The sequence below is a fragment of the uncultured Sphingomonas sp. genome, assembly GCF_936927845.1.
Lineage (GTDB): Bacteria > Pseudomonadota > Alphaproteobacteria > Sphingomonadales > Sphingomonadaceae > Sphingomonas.
The window spans coordinates 18,265-36,647 of the sequence record NZ_CAKZHV010000059.1; the positions used below are offsets into that span (position 1 = coordinate 18,265).

Sequence of the window (18,383 nt, forward strand, 5' to 3'; positions counted from 1 at the left end):
CGGCCATCGTCACCGCTTCGCTAGCGCGAGCACGTCGACGTCACGGGCCTTCCACTGCTCGGCGGTTCGGCACTCGTGCCGAAGGATCATCGATCCCGGAACCTCCATCTTCAGGCAATAGCGCGGACCAGGCGTAACAGCCTGCACAGGGGCGGTGAGTTCGGTAGCAGGCGGCGGTGGGGCCTTCGGCTCGGCATTGGCGGCGGTGCCGGCGATCGAGGCGAACAGCACGGCGATGACAGCAGTCGATTTCATGGTAGCTCTCCCAACGGCTCCGTGCCGTTGCGAAAGGCTTTGCACTGGTCGTGCCAGTCTTCGCTTACTGGATTATCAACAACTTACCAGGTGTAGCGTCACAACAATACACCAGTGTTTGGCAGATTGCGCCGGCAGTTGGCGTCAGAACACGAACGCACCGCCGAGCGCGAGGCGCAGGTCGGGCGTGTTGCGGTTGAGCCCGGCGACGGCAAGCACGTCGAATTGCGTCCGCTTGGTCGGTTGCCACGCCAGCGAGCCCGCGAGCTGGGCCATGGTGACGTGCTGCGCGGGATCATTGTCACGCTCGAGCAGGAAGTCACCGAAGGCGGTCACGCTGCTAGAGATCGTATAGCCGACTTCAACGATCCCGCTCGCGTCGAAGTGGCGGCCGTGGCGATCCTCGTCCGCCTGCGCCGCCGCCTGCCCCGTGAAGCCGAGGCTCCACGTGTCGTTGACCTCGTAAACGACCGGGACCACTGCGCCGGCCGACCAAGTGCCGTCGCTGATCTCTCCGCGTCCAGTCGGCAGCGTCACGAACGGCTGCACCGCGGTCGAAAGCCCGTGTCCGTCAGAATGGGTGATGTTCTGTCGCACCGCGAGCATGACGTCGCTGATCCCCGACACGCGCGACACCGCACCACTTGCCTTATCGCGCGTGCGCTGCACCACCTGCGGGCTCCAGCCGATCTGGAACTCCGTTTTCGGCCCCACGCCGATCCGCGCGAGCGTGTCGACGAAGCGTATCGCGTCGACGCGCTCGTCGGCGTTATCGTCGACCTGCCAGTCGACGCCGGACATTTCGACCTGCACCTGACCCGGCAAGGTCGTGCATCCGCTCGAGCCCAGGCTGGGGCGATTGGGGCAGAACCGCTCATCGTCGCGCTGTTGCGCCGCGGCTGGTGACACCAGCGCGGCCGCACCCACGCACGCGGCAAACAGCAGCGCGCGATGCCGCTTCACGACAGCCGCACCCAGGTCGGCGCGTGGTCGCTCGCCTTTTCGCGCCCACGATAGGCCTTGTCGACGTTCGCGTCCTGCAAGCGGTCGGCGACCGCCGGACTGAGCAGCAGATGGTCGATGCGGAAGCCCGCGTCGCGCTGCCACGCACCGGCCTGATAGTCCCAGAACGTCCACACGCCGCCGCGCGGATGGCGGCTGCGTAGCGCGTCGGTCCAGCCTTGCGCGACGAGCGCGCGGTAGCCCTGCCGGCTCTCCGGTTGCATCAACGCGTCGCTCGCCATCGCCGACACGGAGAAGGTGTCGTCATCATTGGGGATGACGTTGTAGTCACCCGCGATCACCGCCGGCACCTCGGCGTCGAGCAGCACCTGCGCGCGCGCGCGGAGCCGATCGATCCAGCGCAGCTTGTAGTCGAACTTCGGCCCAGGCTGGGGATTGCCGTTGGGCAGGTAGATCGAGGCGACCACCAGACTGTCGACCTCGCATTCGAGATAGCGGCTGTGATCGTCCTCGGGCTCACCCTCCAGCCCGCGCTGGCGCTCGACCGGGTCGCGCCCGCGCGCGAGCACGGCGACGCCGTTGAAGCCTTTCTGCCCGTGCCACACCGCGCCGTAGCCGGCGTCGCGGATCGCGGCCTCGGGAAAGGTTTCGTCCGACGATTTCAGTTCCTGCAGGCACACCACGTCGGGCTGCTGCTCGGCGAGATATTCGACCAGCCGCTCGAGCCGCGCCTTGATCCCGTTGACGTTGTAGGTGACGATCTTCACGTCACGCAGCCTTACACCGCGAAGCTGGTCCCGCAACCACAGCCTGATGCGGCATTCGGATTGCTTACCTGAAACGATGCGCCACCGAGCGACTCGACGTAATCGACCGCGCAGCCGCGCACGAGGTCGAGGCTCACGTCGTCGACGACCAAGCGCACGCCATCCGTTTCCGCCACCGCGTCACTCGGGTCGGCAGCGTCGGCGAAACCGAACTTGTATTGAAACCCCGAGCAGCCGCCGCCTTCAACCGACAAACGCAGGATCGCGGGCCGGCCCTGCTTGGCGGCGATGCTGGAAACGCGTGCCGCCGCGGCGGGCGTCAGCGCGATGTCGGGTGCGAGCGTAGCCATGCGCATCATGTAAGCGGGGCCGGCTGCACCCGCAACCGACCCCGTCACAGCCTCGTTCCGGAGGCGAAGTTGAGAAAGTTGAGGTTCGCTCAATCCTGCGGTGCGGGGCCGCCGGTCGAGACCGGGATCACGCCGACAGCGCGATCCTGCGCGGCCAGCAGATAGTCGGCGGTGGTCAGGAACGGCACCGGATTGACCGCGTGGCCGTCGATGCGGACCTCGTAATGGAGGTGCGAGCCGGTGGAACGCCCGGTTGAGCCCATCATGGCGATCAGCTGCCCGCGCTTCACGCGCGCATTGTCGGCGACGATGATGCGCGACAGGTGGCCGTAGCGCGTCGCGATGCCCTTGCCGTGGTTAATCTCGACCAGGTTGCCGTAACCACCCTGGCGGCCGGCGTGGCTGACGATGCCATCGGCGGTGGCGTAGATCGGCGTGCCGATCGGACCCGGGATATCGACGCCCGCGTGCATCGCGGCGGTGCCGCGGAACGGATCGGAGCGAATACCGAAATTGCTGGTAAACTTCAGGTTGGAGACCGGCTGGACCGAGGGGATCGCGATCGCCCCGGTGTTGCCGCCGTCGAGCTTCTTCCAGCTCATGAACAGCGACCGGAATTGTGCGTCGGCGGCGATGTCGCCGCGCGCCTCCGAGCTGGTGGCACTGATCAGCGGGCCGCCCGCGGGCACGTGATGCGTGGTCGTGGACACCTGGGTCGTCTCGGGCGCTTCCGCGCTGGCACCACCCGAAATCATCACACCGGCCGCGGCCATCATCGTCGCGGCGGACGTCAAAGCGAGCTTAATCATCAAACCCCATCGTCGATCGACCAGCCGCGCGCCCGCCCGAAGGGTCAGCGCCCGCCCGCGTGAAATGAACCTGGATCGGTAGGGACCCCCGCCCGTCCTGATGGCAGCTTTGTGGCGCAATGTGTCATTCCGAGGCAAGCCCACCCCAATATTCGCGCGTCAAACCGGCCAAGGTGCGCGCCGAGTCGTTGAACGGCGGCCGAACGAGCCCGCGAAAGTGCCGCTCGATCAGCGCGCGCCAGTGCGTCGGCGGGTTCAGACCCTGCTCGGCGCACGCCCACTCGAACCAATTCGTGCCGAATCGAACATGGCGGATTTCGTCGGTGTAGATGCGCTGGAGGATGCGCGCGCCCGCTTCGTCGCCGCTCTGGCGAAAGCGCGTGATCGTCGTCGGCGTCACGTCGAGCCCGCGTGCTTCGAGCACCATCGGCACCACCGCGAGGCGGGCGAGCGGGTCATGGGCGGTGCGCGCGGCCGTTTCCCACAACCCGGCATGCGCGGGCAGCGCGCCATAGGACGAGCCGAGCGCACGCAGTCGCCGGTCGAGCAGCGCGAAATGCATCGCCTCGTCCGCCCCGACCGAGATCCAATCGTCGACGAAGCCGCGCGGAAATGCCGCGCCGAACCGGCCCGCCATGTCGAATGCGAGATCGACGGCGACGAACTCGATATGGGCCAGCGCGTGGAGCAACGCGATCCGGCCGCGCTCGGACCCCGCCTTGCCGCGCTTCGGCATCTTGCCGGGTGGCAGCAGGTCGGGTCGCGGCGGCCAAGCGGGCTTCGCCGGCATCGGCTGGTCGAAGTCGTGGCGCAGCGCACCTTGTCGCCACGCGCGCGCGACACGGCGTGCCGCCTTCAACTTGGCCACCGGCGCTGGCGTGGTCAGCACCTCGCGACATGCCTCAGCGATGCTGGTCGAGGACGGATGCGTCAAAGCGCGCGCGCCGCCTCCAGCACCTCGGCGGCGTGATCGGGCACCTTCACCTTGCGCCATTCACGCGCCAACCGCCCGTCGCGGTCGAACAGGAACGTCGCGCGCTCGATTCCCATATAGGTCCGGCCATACATCTGCCGCTCGCCCCAGACGCCGAAGGTTTCGGTCACCTGTCCGTCGAGATCGCTGGCGAGCGCCACGCGCAGATCGTGTTTGGCGGTGAACTTCGCGTGCTTGGCCACCGTATCACGCGAGACACCGAGGACATGCACGCCCGCGGCGGCGAAATCGTCGGCGAGCGCGGAAAAATCCTGCGCTTCGCGCGTGCAGCCCGGCGTGTCGTCCTTCGGATAGAAATAGACCACCAGCGGGCGCGGCAGGTCACGGAGGCGCAGCGGCTGACCATCGGCACCAGTCGCCGTCACGTCGGGTAATTCATTCATCAACCAACTCCCGCCAGAAACGCGCGACCTCCTCGCGTACCGCGTTGAAGCTGGCAAGCACCGCATCCCAATCGGCCAATTGAACCGCCTCCGCGATCAATGCGCGGCTGGCGGCAGCGGGCGGCTCGGCCGCGTCGGGCGCAACCAGTCGCGCGGTGACGAGCAGCCGCGTCAGCAGATCGTGCGCGCCGCGCAAGCGCGGCGGCATGCGCCCGGCAGCGATCAGGCGATCGATCGCTTCGCCCAGATCAGGCGTGAACCCAGCTCGGGTCAGCAGTTGAATGACGTGGGTGGCGAACTCCAGATCGACCAGGCCGCCCGGGAGCAGCTTGGCATCGAGCGGCCCTTGTGGCGGCTTGTGCGCCGCCATCTCCCCCCGCATCGCACGCGCATCGGCGACGATGTCACGGGCCATGCGGTCGCCTTTCAGGACTGTCGCGATCACGCCATCGAGCGCGGCGCGAGCGTCCGCGGAGCCGAACACCGCACGCGCGCGCGTCAGCGCCATGTGCTCCCACGTCCATGCCGACTCGCGCTGGTAGCGCGCGAACGACTCGAGTGTCACTGCGAGCGGGCCGTGCGTCCCCGATGGTCGCAGTCGGGTATCGACCTTGTAGAGCGGCCCGGCGGCCGTGGGGACGGAGAGCGCCGCCGCGACGCGCTGAGCCAGGCGGTTGTAGTAGAGCGTCGCACCGAGCGGCTTGGCGCCATCCGACTCGGCGAGGAAATCGCCGGTGAAGACAAAGATCAGGTCGAGGTCCGACGCATGCGTCAGCGCCGCGCCGCCGAACCGGCCGAGCGCGAGGATCAGCAACTCGCTGCCCGGCACACGACCGTGGACGCGCGCGAACTCGGCGACGGTCGCCTCGGTGAGCACGCACAAGGCAGCCTCCGCAACGCAGGAATAATCGCGCGCGATCTGCAACGGATCGGCCGCGGCCGCGACCAGCTGTACGCCGAGCGCGAAGCGCTGTTCCCCGACGACGCGGCGGACGTGATCGAGCAGCGCCTGGTAATCGCCCCCCACCTCGATCCGCCGCATCGCGCGCATCACATCGGCGATCGAACCGACAGGTTCGAGCGCGCTGGCGTCCAGCAGACCGTCGAGCAGATCGGTTCGTCGCGCCAGTTCCTCCGCCAGCGTCGGCGCGTGGCTGAGTATCCGCGCGACAAGAGTGGTGAGTGCGGGCTGCGCTTCGAGCAGGCGGAAGAAGTTGATCGCGCTGGGCAGCCGCTCGATCACGCGATCGAGCCGCTCGACCGCTGCAGCGGGCACAGGCGCCGCCGCAAAGGCAGTGACGAGATCGGGCAGCACGGCTTCCAGCGCCGACTGCGCCGCCTGGCTCCTGAGCGCGGGGTAGCGCCGGTCACGCCACGCCTTGATCCGTGCGGCCACACCCGCCGCATCGGTGAAGCCGGCTTCTCCCAACCGATCGGCGAGCGCGTGCGCGTCGTGCGGCAACTCGCCACGCGGCGCGGGTGCGAGCCGGTCGAAGATCGCGGCGACGCGCGCGACATGCGGGCCCAGCAGGTCGAGCAATGCCGCGCCGTCCGCCATGCCATGCAGCCGCGCGACCCGGTCGAGCGCCTCACCCGCCGGGAGCATATGGGTCTGGCGGTCGTCGATCATCTGCACGCGGTGCTCGATCGTGCGCAGCAGCTTGTAGGCCTTGGTCAGGTGATCGGCGTCGGCGCGGCTGATCCGCCCGGCGGCCGCGAGCGCGGCGAGTGCGTCGCGGGTGGCGGGGGCGCGTAGGGTGGCGTCGCGTCCGCCGTGGATCAGCTGATGGATCTGGGCGAAGAACTCGACCTCGCGGATACCGCCGCGACCGCGCTTCAGGTCGAAACCGGGACCGAACGCTTGCCCCTGCGCGTGATGGTCGCGGATGCGACGCGTGATGTCGAGGATCTCGCCCACCGCGCCGAAGTCGAGGCTGCGGCGCCAGATAAAGGGGCGGATCGTGTCGAGAAACCGCTGCCCGAGTGCCAGATCGCCCGCTGCGGCGCGCGCGCGGATAAAGGCGGCCCGCTCCCACGGCAGTGCTTGCGACTCGTAATAGGCGATTGCGGCATCGACCGGAACCGCGAGCGGAGTGATCTCAGGCGACGGACGCAGCCGCAGGTCGACACGCAGGACATAGCCGTCGGCATCGCGCGTCTGGAGCAGCTCGAGCACGCGGCGCGCGATCCGCACCGCGGCGTCGCCCGGCTCCTCGCGCGCGCGACACGGCAGGGTGGCGGGATCGTAGATCAAGATCGGATCGATATCGGACGAATAATTGAGCTCGAAGCTGCCCTGCTTGCCGAGTGCCAAGGCGGCGAAGCCGATTGCCGCAGCGCCGGGCGTTCGTTCGGCAATGGCGGTACGGATCGCGGTGTCGAGGCTCGCATCGGCGAAGCGGGTTAGGCGCTGGGTTACGGCGGTCAGGTCGAGCGCGCCCGACAGGTCGCCGAGCGCGACCTCGCGCGCGACATGGCGACGCTCGATCCGGAGCCGACGAGCGACCGGCAGCGCGCCACCGTCGGCGAGCAAGGCCTCATCCGCGAACTCGCGCGCGATCAGGCCGGCGAGGAAGGGCGCGTTGGCGGTCGCGCGGGCACGTACATCTTGAGCGGCAACGATCATGGGTTCTGCATAGCCGGTCGCCTTGGGGTGACGCGCCTATTTATGTGCGGTCGCAGCTCTGCGTGCTGGATTACTCAGCACCTTCCACTGGTCAGAGCCGGCCCAGACTTCGGTGCGGTCCGTATGCCGAGCCCCCTCAGCGCCGATGAGCAGACAGGCGCGCTCGTGATCGCTCGCTGCCCATTCTGTGCCAGCCGCGGTCGCGATCGTGGCGCGCAGGCTATAACGAGCTGCGAGCGGCAGGTATTTATCGCAGGTCGGGACGTCGCAAACCAACGGCGAAGCCGCACATGAGCGATTGCATCATCGAAGGCAGTAAAGCGCCGACCAGCGACGGACTCGCTCAGCGCTCGCGCGCGAGTTCGTCCACCTCACCCATGATCGAGTCGAGCGTCGAGCGACCATTGTCGCTCTCATGATCACGACGCGACTTGAGCGTACCGTCGCTGAGCAGCGCCTCGAGCGCGACACGACCACGCGCGACGCGGCTCTTGATCGTGCCCACCGCGACGTTGCAGATTTCCGCCGCTTCTTCGTAGGCGAAACCGCCTGCCCCGACCAGGATCAACGCCTCACGCTGCGGCTGCGGCAGATGCATCAGCGCACGCTGCATGTCGGCGAGTTCCACGTGCTTGTCCTGACTAGCCGGCGCCGCGAGCACGCGGTCGGCAACGAGATCGTCCCACTCGCCCTTGAAGCGCGCGCGGCGCATTTGCGAGAGGAACAGGTTGCGCAGGATGATGAAGGTCCATGCACGCATGTTGGTGCCGGCCTGGAACCGCTTGCGCGCGGCCCACGCCTTCAACAGCGTTTCCTGAACCAGATCGTCGGCCAGATCACGGTTGCCCGAGAGCGAACGACCGAACGCGCGCAGGTGTGGAATGACCTGCGCCAGTTGCGCCTTGAACTCTGGATCGGAGAGCGACACGTGCTCGACCGGCACCCCGCCGTCCGTGCTCTGCGCACTCACTGAGGACTGGGTCATGCCGCTCCGTTGCATAGGCTTCGCCCCGCCACCGGGCACGTTGTCGTCGCCAAGATAGTTACCGCCGACCGGCTTTGCCACCCCTACCAGCACCGATTGCGTCCGTTCAGAACAGAAGCAATGCGGCGAAGATCACGATGATCAGCACCAAGGAGGCACCGAGGACATAGCGCCCGACGCCGGGGGTCGATGCGGCGCGCGCTTGATCCGTTTCCACGTGCACGCGTTGATTGTCGTTCGTCATGGTCGCTCAACCCCCCTGAACCGTTTTGGGTCCGTACCGAACGAACGAACCATGACGATGTTGCGTGCCGGCGTTACGCCGGGATGGTGCTCTGGTCGAAGAACAAGGCCTGGCTGATCGCCGCCTTGACGGTCGACCGCTGGAACGGCTTGGTGATTAAGAAGGTCGGCTCGGGCCGTTCACCCGTCAGCAGACGCTCGGGGAAGGCGGTGATGAAAATCACGGGCACCTGGAATTCGGCCAGGATGTCCTTGACCGCGTCGATCCCGGAACTGTCGTCGGCAAGCTGGATGTCGGCGAGCACCAGTCCGGGGCGATCCTCCATCGCCAGCGCGACCGCCTCGTCGCGCGTCACCGCGACACCGGTCAGGTCGTGGCCGAGGTCACGCACGATGCTCTCGATATCCATCGCGATGATCGGCTCGTCCTCGATGATCATCACGCGCGCGCGGGTCTGCTTCTCGATCTCCGCCAGCGCCTCGTTGACGAGTTCCTCGACGCGCTGCGTGTCGGTGTCGATCAGATATGCGGCGTCCTCGGGCGTGAAGCCCTCCATCGCGGTGAGGAGCAGCGCCTGGCGCGACAGCGGGCTCATGCGCGCCAGACGAGCGCGCGCGATCGCCTCGGAATCCTCGACGCTGCCGGCATCGGGCTGGTCTTCGATGTGGGCGGAATTCCAGATCGCCTGAAATGTGCGGTAGAGTCCCAGGCGAGGATCGACGTCGCGCGGAAATTCCTCGGGTGCCGCGACGATCGCCTCCAGCGTGGCGCGAACGTAGCGGTCGCCCTGCACCTGGCTGCCGGTGAGCGCGCGTCCGTAGCGTCGCAGGAACGGCAGGTGCGGAGCGAGTTGTTGACCCAACGACATGTGTAGAAAACCCTCCCTTGGGCGACAGCGCCGAAGGACGCTTGCCCGTTTCAATCACGCGACTTAATCGGCCGAGACGCTGGCCCCCCGGTTCGAGTTTTTCGTCACTCGGAGCGGGAACCATCGAGATGCTGTTTGGTTTCATCGCTCCAGCGTGGGCAAACACACGCGAAAAGGGTCATGGTTGTTCATCTGTCCTGCCTCCGTCGTTGAGGCTTTTGGGGGGCCTGCGTTGACGTCCGAGAAGAAGCTGCCGGATAAGCCGAGAAAGGGTACGGCGGCGCAATCGAAGGTTCGCGACATGGGGTCGGCGCTGCGCTCCGTTTACCAGAAAACCGTCGACGAGACGGTTCCCGACGACCTGCTGGCACTCCTCGGCAAGCTCGACTGACGTGCAATGACCGATGATGCTGCCGTGAGCGTCCCGCACGACGCGCGGCAAGACTATCTGGCGCGCTGGCCGACTGGCGCCAAGCTGTTCCTCATCCTCAGCCTCGCATTGTTGCCGCTCGCGCTGATCGCGGCATTCGCAACGCTGCGCGTGACGCAAATCGCCGACACCGAACTACGCTCTCATCTCCGGGTCGCGGCCGCGGAGAGCAGTCGATCAATCTCGATCGAACTCGTCGGCGACATGACCGCGCTGAGGGTCGCCACCGACGCGCTGACGCTCGACTCGCGTGATGCGCCCAGTTGCGCGCGCGTCCAGGGCGTGTTCGCGCAGCAAGCGGTCGCGGGTGCTGCCTTCGCGATCTTCGATCGTGCCGGCCGCCTGGTGTGCGGTCGTGGTTTTCCTGGCGCACGTCGACCGCGAACGGAACCGGTAGCCACGACGCTTTCCGCGTCAGTGATCGACCAGCAGGGGCTGGTGCTGCGCCTGGGTGATGGAGGAAGTGGCGCCACGGCCGCGGCGTTTTTCCCACGCAATTTTCTCGCAAAGATCGGGCGACCCAATGGCTTCTCGTCGGAATATGGCGCGACGATCACGATCGAGGATCAGCATCTCGAATTGATCGCGCTCAAGCGGGAGCGCGCGCTTGAGCGGCGCGAGGCGATCCGCGAGGATTTGGGCATCGCCGACCTGGTGCTCGAGATGCAGGTCCGCAGTGCCCCGATCGGTTCTCCCCTGATCCTCGCGCTCGCGCTGCCGTTGCTGATGTGGGCGGCGGCGGCGGCCATCGCATGGTTCGTGGTTGACCGGCTGCTCATCAACCCGCTGCGCACGCTCAGGACCAGCATCGCGGCCTATGCACCGGGCGATCAGCCCGACGCCGCGCTTTACCGCGCACTGCCCGCGCAAGAACTGCGCGATCTGGGCGAAACGTTTCGCGCGCTCAGCCGCACGGTGGCGATTCATGAGGCGGGCCTCGCCGAAGGACTGGTGCGTCAGACCAAGTTGACGCGCGAGGTCCACCACCGCGTCAAGAACAACCTGCAGGTGATCTCGAGCCTGATCAATTTCCACGCGCGCGGTGCCAAGTCGCCCGAAGCGTCGCAGGCGTATAATTCGATCCAGCGGCGCGTCGATGCGCTCGCCGTCGTCCACCGTTACCATTTCGCGGAGATGGAAGAGAATCGCGGCGTCAGCATGCGATCGGTGTGCGGCGAACTCGCATCCAACCTGCGCGCAACCGCGCCCGAGCACACGCATATCGGGATCGGGCTAGAGATCGATCCGCTGTACGTGACGCAGGATGTGGCAGTGCCGGTCGCATTCCTTCTCACCGAGTTGGTGGAGTTGGCAATGACCTGCGATGCCTCGGCGCAACTCAGGATCACGCTGCGCGCCGGGCCCGAGCCAGACCGGGCGGTGTTGCGGATCTCCTCGCGCGCGCTGGTCGACAGCGACTGCCTCCGCGACGGGCTCACCAACCGGTTCGGCCGGGTGATCGAGGGGCTGACTCGCCAGTTGCGCTCCAGCTTGCAGCATGATCCGCTGACCGGCGCGTACGAGGTCAAGATCACCACGATCAACAGCGACTGACGCGTTCTGTCGGGGCGGACATAGCGACACCACTCGGACGCATCGGACCGATCAATGCTCGGCACTGATCTTTAACTTCGGCTTCGAACAAAATGCTCGTCGACGTGGGAACCCGTCCCGAAAGGTGACGTTCTACATCCCGGACCGCGACTAAACGCCCCCCCGCTCTCGCGGTCCACGACATAGGCCCGGAAGCGTCAACCCCCCCCCCCCGGTGACGCTTTCGGGCCTTATTTCTTGCATCACCGTTCGACACGCAGGCGGAACGAAGCCGGAGCGTGAACATTGAACGCCCAGGCATCCAGCCTGAGCAGGAGATGTTTGAATGCGTAAGATCGTGGCAGCCGCAACCCTCGCCAGTGCGCTTATCCTCAGCGCGTGCAACACCATCGAGGGTGCGGGCAAGGACGTGTCGTCGGCCGGCAACACCGTTGCCAAGACCGCGAACGACGCCAAGTAAGCGCGTTCCTCGACGCTTGGGTCGAAAAGGCGGTCGGCGCGTACCGGCCGCCTTTTTCATGATCGATGCGGCCCAGCCCAAGTGGGGGACGCTTGTGGGCTGAACGAACGATGCTGGTAGATGCGACGGCACGACCGCCCATCATCGTGACGATCGTCCCAAGCGGCTACTCTGCCGCCTCCGCTTCGACCTCTCGGGCACGTCGCCGTTCGGTGAACCAGATACCCAGGATGGCCAGTTCGTAGAGAATGACGAGCGGGATCGCGAGCAGCAGCTGCGATCCGACGTCTGGGGGGGTCAGCACCGCCGCAATCGCGAAGGCACCGACGATGGCGTACCGACGTGCCGCGATCAACTGCGTGCGCGTCACCACGCCGGCCCGCTCCAGCAACATCAACAACACCGGCAGCAGGAACGCCGCGCCGAAGCCGAACAGGAATTGCATGATGAACGATAAATAATTGCCAACCGCCGGCAACGCCTGCTGCTGCACGCCGCCGATCATCCCGGTGTACCCGAGCAGGAAATGCAGCGCCATCGGGACGGCGACGTAATAAGCCATCGCTGCGCCCAGGATGAACAAGACCGGCGTGGCGAGCAGGAACGGCAGGAGCGCGCGCTTTTCTTTCCGGTAGAGACCCGGCGCGACGAATTGCCACAATTGATTGGCGATGACAGGAAAGGACAACATCATCGCCGAGAAAAAGGCGACCTTCACCTGAACGAAAAAGGCTTCGAAGATCTGCGTGTAGATCACCGTCTTCTGCCCGGCGTGCAGCAACGGCTGCACGAGGAAGGCGAAGATATTCTCAGCGAAATACCAACAGACGAAGAAAGCGATCGCGATCGCTGCGATGCAGTAAAGCAGCCGTCGACGCAGCTCGAGCAGATGATCGAGCAGCGGCGCGCGCGATTCGTCCAGATCCTCGCTCACGATGCTGCCTTGTCGCTGACCATCGGGTGATGAACACCGGTAGCCGCGTCGGGCGCACCCGACCGGCGATCACGCTCCTCCGCTTCGCCGGTCGCCACGACCGCACCCGCGTCGCGCGCGACCACGTGCGGGTGCTCGATCATCTGCGGCTGCGCGGTCATTACCGGCGGCGGATCGTCATGCGCCGGTGCGGGAAGCGCCGGCTCATCAGACGACCCGACCGCGGGCGCGGCATGTTCGCGCATGATCCGCTCATTCTCCGCCTTCCACTTCTTCTCCATCTCGGCGAGCTCGGCCTCGCGGACCATCTCGTCGAACCCGGAGCGGAACTGCCGCCCGACGGCGCGGGCGCGCCCAACCCAATAGCCGATGACGCGCATCGCCTTGGGCAAGTCCTTGGGACCGATCACCACCAGCGCGATGAACGCGACCAGCAGGAATTCGGACGGAGCGATATCGAACATTCAGCGCGACCGAGCCGGATCAGATAGCGTCAGCGATCCTCGCGCACGCGGTCGGCATCGCGGTCATAGGCCGGCTGCGCGGCCGATTGTGCCTCGATGCGCGGCTTGGGACGCGCGACAACATCGTCGTCCTCCTCGGCCATACCCTTCTTGAAGCTTTTCACGCCCTTGGCGACGTCGCCCATCATGGCGGAGAATCGCCCCCCGCCGAGCAGCAGGATCGCGATCACCGCGAGGACGAGGATATGCGGAAGGCTGAAGCTGCCCATGACGTGGTCTCCTATTCGCAGCCCATCTAATCGTCCTCGGCGCGCTTTGCTACCTCCACCTGCCCGACGACCTGTTCCGCGGCGAGGTCGACCGGATCGAGCAGCCCGGCAGCGCGCAGATCGGCGATCCCCGGCAGGTCGCGGCGCGTGGATAGGCCGAAATGCACCAGGAACTCGGGCGTCGTCGCGTAGGTGAGCGGCCGGCCGGGCACTTCGCGGCGGCCCGCCGGGCGCACCCAGCCTGCCTCCATGAGCACATCAAGCGTCCCGCGCGATATCTGCACGCCGCGGATCGCCTCGATTTCGGGGCGGCTGACGGGTTCGTGGTAGGCGATGATCGCCAGCGTCTCGATGGCGGCGCGGCTCAGCCGCCGCTGCTCCGCGCGTTCGCGGCGGAGCAGATGCGCCAGATCGGGCGCGGTCTGGAACTGCCAGCGCCCGCCGCGCTCGACCAGCTCGACACCGCGGCCGGCGTAATCGGCGGCGAGCTGCTGGAGCGCTGCGGCGACGTCAACGGGTCCGACGTGCGCGCGAATGACGTCCGTCGACAAGGGTTCGGTCGCGGCGAACAGCACCGCTTCGACCGCGCGCACGGTGTCGCCGGGCGGGGTCACGCGAGCGCCCGCAGGTAGAGCGGCGCGAACGCCTCGCGCTGGCGAAGCTCGACGCGCCCTTGTCGCGCGAGTTCGAGCGCCGCGAGAAAGGAGGACGCGAGCGCGGATCGCCGCAACTGCTCCGATGCCACCTCGGGCAGGAAGCGCTCGATCGCCTGCCACTCGACCGCCGAGCCGACCATGGCGGTGACCCGTGCGAGTGCGGTGTCGAGCGTCATCACCTCGCGGTCGGGCACGACGTGCATGACCGGGCGGGTGCGGGCGCTGACCTGGCCGTAGGCGGCGATCAACTGATAGAGATCGACCGTCCAACGGTGGTGGCGGACGCTGCGCAGCCCCTCGGGTGCACCGCGCGTGAACACGTCGCGCCCGATCCGGTCGCGCGCCATCAATCGCGCGCCGGCGTCGCGCATCGCGTCGAGCCGTTCGAGACGGAGTTGAAGGCGTAGCGCCAGTTCTTCGGGATCGGGCTCGATCGCGGGATCGCGCGGCAGCAGCAGCGCACTTTTCAGATACGCGAGCCACGCTGCCATGACGAGGTAATCGGCGGCGAGTTCGAGCTTCGTGCGCCGCGCGCGGTCGATGTACGCGAGATATTGCTCGACCAGCGCGAGGATCGATATCTGCTTTAGATCGACCTTCTGCGCGCGCGCGAGCGACAGCAGCACGTCGAGCGGCCCTTCCCAGCCATCGAGATCGAGCAGCAACTGCTCGGGCGCGGCCACGCAGCAATGCTCAGGCGAGCGCCAGCAACGCGTCGCGCTTGGCCGTTAGCGCAGCCACATCGCCGGCCGTCGCCGTCACGCTCGTCATGGCGGCGTCGAGCCGCTCGCGCCCTCGACTGGTGATGTCGGGCAGCGCGGCGGCGATCGCCTGCATCTCGTCCATCCGCGCCCAGCAATCGAGCACCACGTCGCACCCGGCGGCGATTGCGCCCGCCGCCTTGTCGGCCGGGGTGCCCGACAATGCCTTCATATCGATGTCGTCGGTCATCAGCAGCCCGTCGAAGCCGATGCGACCGCGTATCACCTCCTCGATCACGATCGGTGACAGCGTGGCGGGACGTTCGTCGTCCCATGCCCGATAGACGATGTGGCTGGTCATCCCCATCGGCGCACCCGCGAGCGCGCGGAACGGGGCCAGATCGTCCTCCAGTTCCGCCACCGAGGCAGTGACCGTCGGCAGGTGATAATGCGAGTCGGCGAGCGCGCGTCCGTGGCCGGGCATGTGCTTGACGACGCCGACGACCCCGCCCGCGCGCAGCCCCTCCAGCGTCGCACGCCCCATCGCCGCAACGCGCATCGGCTCGCGACCATAAGCGCGGGTGGCGATCGCCTCGGTCGTCTCCCGCCTGGCCACGTCGAGCAGCGGCAGGCAGTTCACCGTGATGCCGACCTCAGACAGCATCAGGCCGAGCGCGTGCGCGTTGGCGCGCGCGGCCTCGATCCCCGACATCGGCGCGCGCTCGTACAAGGCATCGAAGGCAGGGCCCGCGGGGAAGGCGGGCCATTCGGGCGGTCCGAGCCGCGCAACCCGCCCGCCCTCCTGATCGACCAGGATCGCGACGTCGTCGCGGCCTTCGAGCGCGCGCAGGCTGTCGGTCAAGGCACGGAGTTGCACGCGCGTCTCGACGTTGCGCTTGAACAGGATGTAGCCGGCCGGGCGCGCGTCGGCGAAAAAGGCGCGCTCGTCCGCGGTAAGGACCGGCCCCGACAGGCCGAAGATGACGGGCTTCATGGCGGCGTGGTTACGTCAAAGCGACGGATCGGGAAAGTCGCGAGCCTGTCTGGTCCGCCAGCTCCCATCACGACTGCTCCAAGGCCTCGGCCGTGCTAATCCCATTCTGATGACCGCTAGCGGCTCCACCTGACCACGAATGGAAAAGGGATCCCGGATCAAGTCCGGGATGACGGTCGGTAAGGGACGATCGGCCTTCTGGCCGACCGAGCCAGATCAGCTGGTGACGAAGCAGCTCTCGCCCGCGACCTTCAATCGGCCGCAGATGTCGGCCGCGGCGTTGGCGCTGCCGGCGTTGACGCGCAGGCGATAGACGGTGCGGCCGTTGACGTCCGCCTTCTGCACGTCCTTGCCGAGCGGCGCGACGTAGCTGAACCGCTTGGCGACCGCGCTCCAGGCGCTGTTCGCCGCCGATTCGGTCGGGAACGCGCCGAGCTGCACCAGGCTGCCGCCCGAACCCGCGCCTGGTACGGGCGCGACCGGCGCGGTCATCGGGCGCTGCGCCCGCAGCGGCGCGGTTGCCGCCGGCACCGCGACGCTGGCGGAGGTGCTTCCCGCGCGTGCGCCGGGCTGCGCGGTCGCACGCCGCGTGCCGCTGATCGGTGCTTCGGGTACTGCCTTCAGGTCGATCGAGCCGTTCGGATTGGCGCCCGCACTGGTCGCGATCGCGGTGTCGCCTTCGCCCTCGACCTTTAGCCCGCCGGGATCGTCGGGCTTGATCTTGTAATCGCCTTCCTGCGCCGCGATCAGCGCGCCCGAGCCATCCGCGCCGCGACCGGCCTGCAACCGGTACAAGCCCGCGATCACCCCGCCGAGCACCAGCAGGCCGAGTAGGACCAGCAGCACGATGCGACCCCCGCCCGAACGCCGCGGCTCGTCCGGTTCGACCGTCTCCAGCCACGGCAGCCGGTCCTCGTCGCGCTCGAACTGATCCGAGGTCGCCATCAGTGCATCTCCGAAACCGCCTCCACGCCCATGATGGAGAGGCCATTGCGAATAATCTGTCCGATGCCCGCCGCCAAGGACAGGCGTGCGGCCGTCACCGCATGGTCATCCGCGATCAGGTAGCGGCGATCGGGCCGGTCGTTGCCGACGTTCCACGCGGCATGAAATTCCGCGGACAAGTCGTAGAGATAAAAGGCGATCCGGTGCGGCTCGCGCGCCGCGGCAGCGGTTTCGACAATGCGCGGGAATTGCGCCGCGAGCTTCACGAGCGCGAGTTCCTCCGTGTCAAGCCGGGACAGGTCGGCACCCTGTGCGCTGATCCCGGCCTCGGCCGCGCGGCGGTGGAGCGAGGCAACGCGGGCATGGGCATATTGAACGTAGAAGACCGGGTTGTCCTTCGACGCCTCGACCACCTTCGCGAAGTCGAAATCCATCTGCGCGTCGGCGCGGCGCGTGAGCATGGTAAAACGCACCACATCCTTGCCGACCTCGCGCACCACGTCGGCGAGCGTGACGAAATTGCCCGCGCGCTTGCTCATCTTGACCGGCTCTCCGGCGCGCAGCAGGCGGACCATCTGGACGAGCTTGACGTCGAAACGCGTCTTGCCCTCGGTCAGCGCGGCGACCGCGGCCTGGATGCGCTTCACCGTGCCGGCATGGTCCGCGCCCCAGATGTCGATCAATTGATCGGCCGATTGCGCCTTCTGGAAATGATAGGCCATGTCGGCGCCGAAATAGGTCCAGCTACCGTTCGACTTCTTGATCGGGCGGTCCTGGTCGTCGCCGAAGCGGGTCGAGCGGAACAGCGGCAGCTCGACCGGCTCCCAATCCTCGGGCGTCTCGCCCTTCGGTGCCTCGAGCACGCCGTCGTAGACGAGGTCGCGCGCGCGCAGCCATGCCTCGGCCTCTTCCGGCTTGCCCGCAGCTTGCAGCGCCGCCTCGGAGGCGAACACGTCGTGGTGGATGCCGAGCAGCGCGAGATCGGCCTTGATGAGCGCCATCATCGCGTCGACCGCACGGGTGCGGAACGGGATCAGCCAATCGCCCTCGGGCGCCGACACGTAGCGGTCGCCGAACTCGGCGGCGAGCGCCTGGCCGACCGGAACGAGATAATCGCCGGGGTAGAGCCCCTCCGGGATCGCGCCGACCTCCTCACCCAATGCCTCGCGGTAGCGGATGTGCGCCGAGCGCGCGAGCACGTCGACCTGGCTGCCGGCATCGTTGATGACATATTCGCGGATGACACGGTGCCCGGCGAAGGCAAGCAGGTTGGCGAGCGAATCGCCCACCACCGCGCCGCGGCAATGGCCCATGTGCATCGGGCCCGTCGGGTTGGCCGAGACATATTCGACGTTGACGCTGACGCCCTCGCCCACGCGCGACCGTCCATAATCGGCGCCTGCCGCCGCAACCGCGCGCAATTCATCGCGCCAGGTGTCGTCGGACAGGCGCAGGTTGATGAAGCCCGGCCCGGCGACCTCGGCGGCGGTGACGCTGGGCAGCGCGGACAGATGCGCGGCGATCTTCTCGGCGAGCTGACGCGGGTTGGTCTTGGCGGGTTTGGCAAGCACCATCGCGGCGTTGGTGGCGAGGTCGCCGTGGCTGGCGTCGCGCGGCGGCTCGACCGTCACGTTGCGGCGGTCGAGATCGGCGGGCAGCGCGCCTTCGGCAACGAGCGCGTCGAGGGCGTCACCCACATGGGCGGCGAAACGGGTGTACAATGTCATAGCGG

General features: G+C 67.3%; 22 protein-coding genes. 3 read left to right on the forward strand and 19 right to left on the reverse strand.

Annotation, left to right across the window (positions count from 1 at the left end; translation table 11 throughout):
* Positions 1-9: 9 nt before the first annotated feature.
* The 11 genes from Q0579_RS10385 to Q0579_RS10435 form a co-directional block, all read right to left on the reverse strand.
* A complete protein-coding gene (locus tag Q0579_RS10385; RefSeq protein ID WP_298811927.1) occupies positions 10-255 on the reverse strand; it encodes a hypothetical protein in 246 nt (81 codons plus the stop codon).
* Between the two features lie 144 nt (positions 256-399).
* Entirely contained in the window at positions 400-1,218 is an 819-nt protein-coding gene (locus Q0579_RS10390) for a transporter (protein ID WP_298811928.1), read from the reverse strand.
* Positions 1,215-1,985, reverse strand: a complete 771-nt coding sequence (xth, locus tag Q0579_RS10395; protein WP_298811930.1) for an exodeoxyribonuclease III — start codon at positions 1,983-1,985, stop codon at positions 1,215-1,217. Before xth ends, Q0579_RS10390 begins: the two co-directional genes overlap by 4 nt.
* 11 nt (positions 1,986-1,996) lie before the next feature.
* Positions 1,997-2,335 carry an iron-sulfur cluster assembly accessory protein gene (locus Q0579_RS10400; protein ID WP_298811931.1) on the reverse strand — a complete coding sequence of 113 codons (339 nt, stop codon included), beginning with the start codon at positions 2,333-2,335 and terminating at the stop codon, positions 1,997-1,999.
* A gap of 89 nt (positions 2,336-2,424) precedes the next feature.
* On the reverse strand, positions 2,425-3,144 hold the full coding sequence (locus tag Q0579_RS10405; protein WP_298811932.1) for a M23 family metallopeptidase: 720 nt from the start codon (positions 3,142-3,144) through the stop codon (positions 2,425-2,427).
* Positions 3,145-3,268: 124 nt separating this feature from the next.
* Positions 3,269-4,078, reverse strand: coding sequence for a ferritin-like domain-containing protein (locus tag Q0579_RS10410; protein WP_298811933.1), 810 nt, complete (start codon positions 4,076-4,078; stop codon positions 3,269-3,271).
* On the reverse strand, positions 4,075-4,521 hold the full coding sequence (locus Q0579_RS10415) for a peroxiredoxin (protein ID WP_298811934.1): 447 nt from the start codon (positions 4,519-4,521) through the stop codon (positions 4,075-4,077). The genes Q0579_RS10410 and Q0579_RS10415 overlap by 4 nt, the downstream gene beginning before the upstream one ends.
* On the reverse strand, positions 4,514-7,147 hold the full coding sequence (glnE, locus tag Q0579_RS10420) for a bifunctional [glutamate--ammonia ligase]-adenylyl-L-tyrosine phosphorylase/[glutamate--ammonia-ligase] adenylyltransferase (RefSeq protein WP_298811935.1): 2,634 nt from the start codon (positions 7,145-7,147) through the stop codon (positions 4,514-4,516). Before glnE ends, Q0579_RS10415 begins: the two co-directional genes overlap by 8 nt.
* Before the next feature lie 343 nt (positions 7,148-7,490).
* A complete protein-coding gene (locus Q0579_RS10425; protein ID WP_298811936.1) occupies positions 7,491-8,132 on the reverse strand; it encodes a sigma-70 family RNA polymerase sigma factor in 642 nt (213 codons plus the stop codon).
* A gap of 106 nt (positions 8,133-8,238) precedes the next feature.
* Positions 8,239-8,376: a hypothetical protein gene (locus tag Q0579_RS10430; RefSeq protein ID WP_298811938.1), complete on the reverse strand. Its 138-nt coding sequence runs from the start codon at positions 8,374-8,376 to the stop codon at positions 8,239-8,241.
* A gap of 73 nt (positions 8,377-8,449) precedes the next feature.
* Entirely contained in the window at positions 8,450-9,244 is a 795-nt protein-coding gene (locus tag Q0579_RS10435) for a response regulator (RefSeq protein ID WP_298811939.1), read from the reverse strand.
* Positions 9,245-9,476: 232 nt separating this feature from the next.
* Here Q0579_RS10435 and Q0579_RS10440 point away from each other — a divergent pair, with 232 nt between their 5' ends.
* The 3 genes from Q0579_RS10440 to Q0579_RS10450 all read left to right on the forward strand — a co-directional run bounded on the left by Q0579_RS10440 (position 9,477) and on the right by Q0579_RS10450 (position 11,688).
* Positions 9,477-9,635 carry a NepR family anti-sigma factor gene (locus Q0579_RS10440; RefSeq protein ID WP_298811940.1) on the forward strand — a complete coding sequence of 53 codons (159 nt, stop codon included), beginning with the start codon at positions 9,477-9,479 and terminating at the stop codon, positions 9,633-9,635.
* Between the two features lie 24 nt (positions 9,636-9,659).
* A complete protein-coding gene (locus tag Q0579_RS10445) occupies positions 9,660-11,228 on the forward strand; it encodes a sensor histidine kinase (RefSeq protein WP_366522282.1) in 1,569 nt (522 codons plus the stop codon).
* 325 nt (positions 11,229-11,553) lie between these two features.
* The gene (locus Q0579_RS10450; protein WP_298811944.1) at positions 11,554-11,688 is read left to right on the forward strand and encodes an entericidin A/B family lipoprotein; all 135 of its coding nucleotides are present in this window, start codon (positions 11,554-11,556) and stop codon (positions 11,686-11,688) included.
* Between the two features lie 166 nt (positions 11,689-11,854).
* On the opposite strand, the gene tatC is transcribed toward Q0579_RS10450, so the two are convergent.
* The 8 genes from tatC to argS all read right to left on the reverse strand — a co-directional run bounded on the left by tatC (position 11,855) and on the right by argS (position 18,378).
* Positions 11,855-12,622, reverse strand: coding sequence for a twin-arginine translocase subunit TatC (gene tatC / locus Q0579_RS10455; RefSeq protein ID WP_298811945.1), 768 nt, complete (start codon positions 12,620-12,622; stop codon positions 11,855-11,857).
* Positions 12,619-13,086 (reverse strand): Sec-independent protein translocase protein TatB, encoded by a 468-nt coding sequence (gene tatB, locus Q0579_RS10460; RefSeq protein WP_298811947.1) that lies wholly within the window; start codon positions 13,084-13,086, stop codon positions 12,619-12,621. The genes tatC and tatB overlap by 4 nt, the downstream gene beginning before the upstream one ends.
* A 29-nt stretch (positions 13,087-13,115) precedes the next feature.
* Positions 13,116-13,355: a twin-arginine translocase TatA/TatE family subunit gene (locus Q0579_RS10465; RefSeq protein ID WP_298811949.1), complete on the reverse strand. Its 240-nt coding sequence runs from the start codon at positions 13,353-13,355 to the stop codon at positions 13,116-13,118.
* Positions 13,356-13,381: 26 nt separating this feature from the next.
* Positions 13,382-13,969 carry an SMC-Scp complex subunit ScpB gene (gene scpB, locus Q0579_RS10470; RefSeq protein ID WP_298811950.1) on the reverse strand — a complete coding sequence of 196 codons (588 nt, stop codon included), beginning with the start codon at positions 13,967-13,969 and terminating at the stop codon, positions 13,382-13,384.
* Entirely contained in the window at positions 13,966-14,694 is a 729-nt protein-coding gene (locus Q0579_RS10475; protein WP_298811951.1) for a ScpA family protein, read from the reverse strand. Before Q0579_RS10475 ends, scpB begins: the two co-directional genes overlap by 4 nt.
* Positions 14,695-14,704: 10 nt before the next feature.
* Positions 14,705-15,706, reverse strand: a complete 1,002-nt coding sequence (gene nagZ / locus Q0579_RS10480) for a beta-N-acetylhexosaminidase (protein WP_298811952.1) — start codon at positions 15,704-15,706, stop codon at positions 14,705-14,707.
* Positions 15,707-15,922: 216 nt separating this feature from the next.
* Positions 15,923-16,651: an SPOR domain-containing protein gene (locus Q0579_RS10485; protein WP_298811953.1), complete on the reverse strand. Its 729-nt coding sequence runs from the start codon at positions 16,649-16,651 to the stop codon at positions 15,923-15,925.
* A complete protein-coding gene (gene argS, locus Q0579_RS10490) occupies positions 16,651-18,378 on the reverse strand; it encodes an arginine--tRNA ligase (RefSeq protein ID WP_298811954.1) in 1,728 nt (575 codons plus the stop codon). The genes Q0579_RS10485 and argS overlap by 1 nt, the downstream gene beginning before the upstream one ends.
* Positions 18,379-18,383 lie beyond the last annotated feature (5 nt).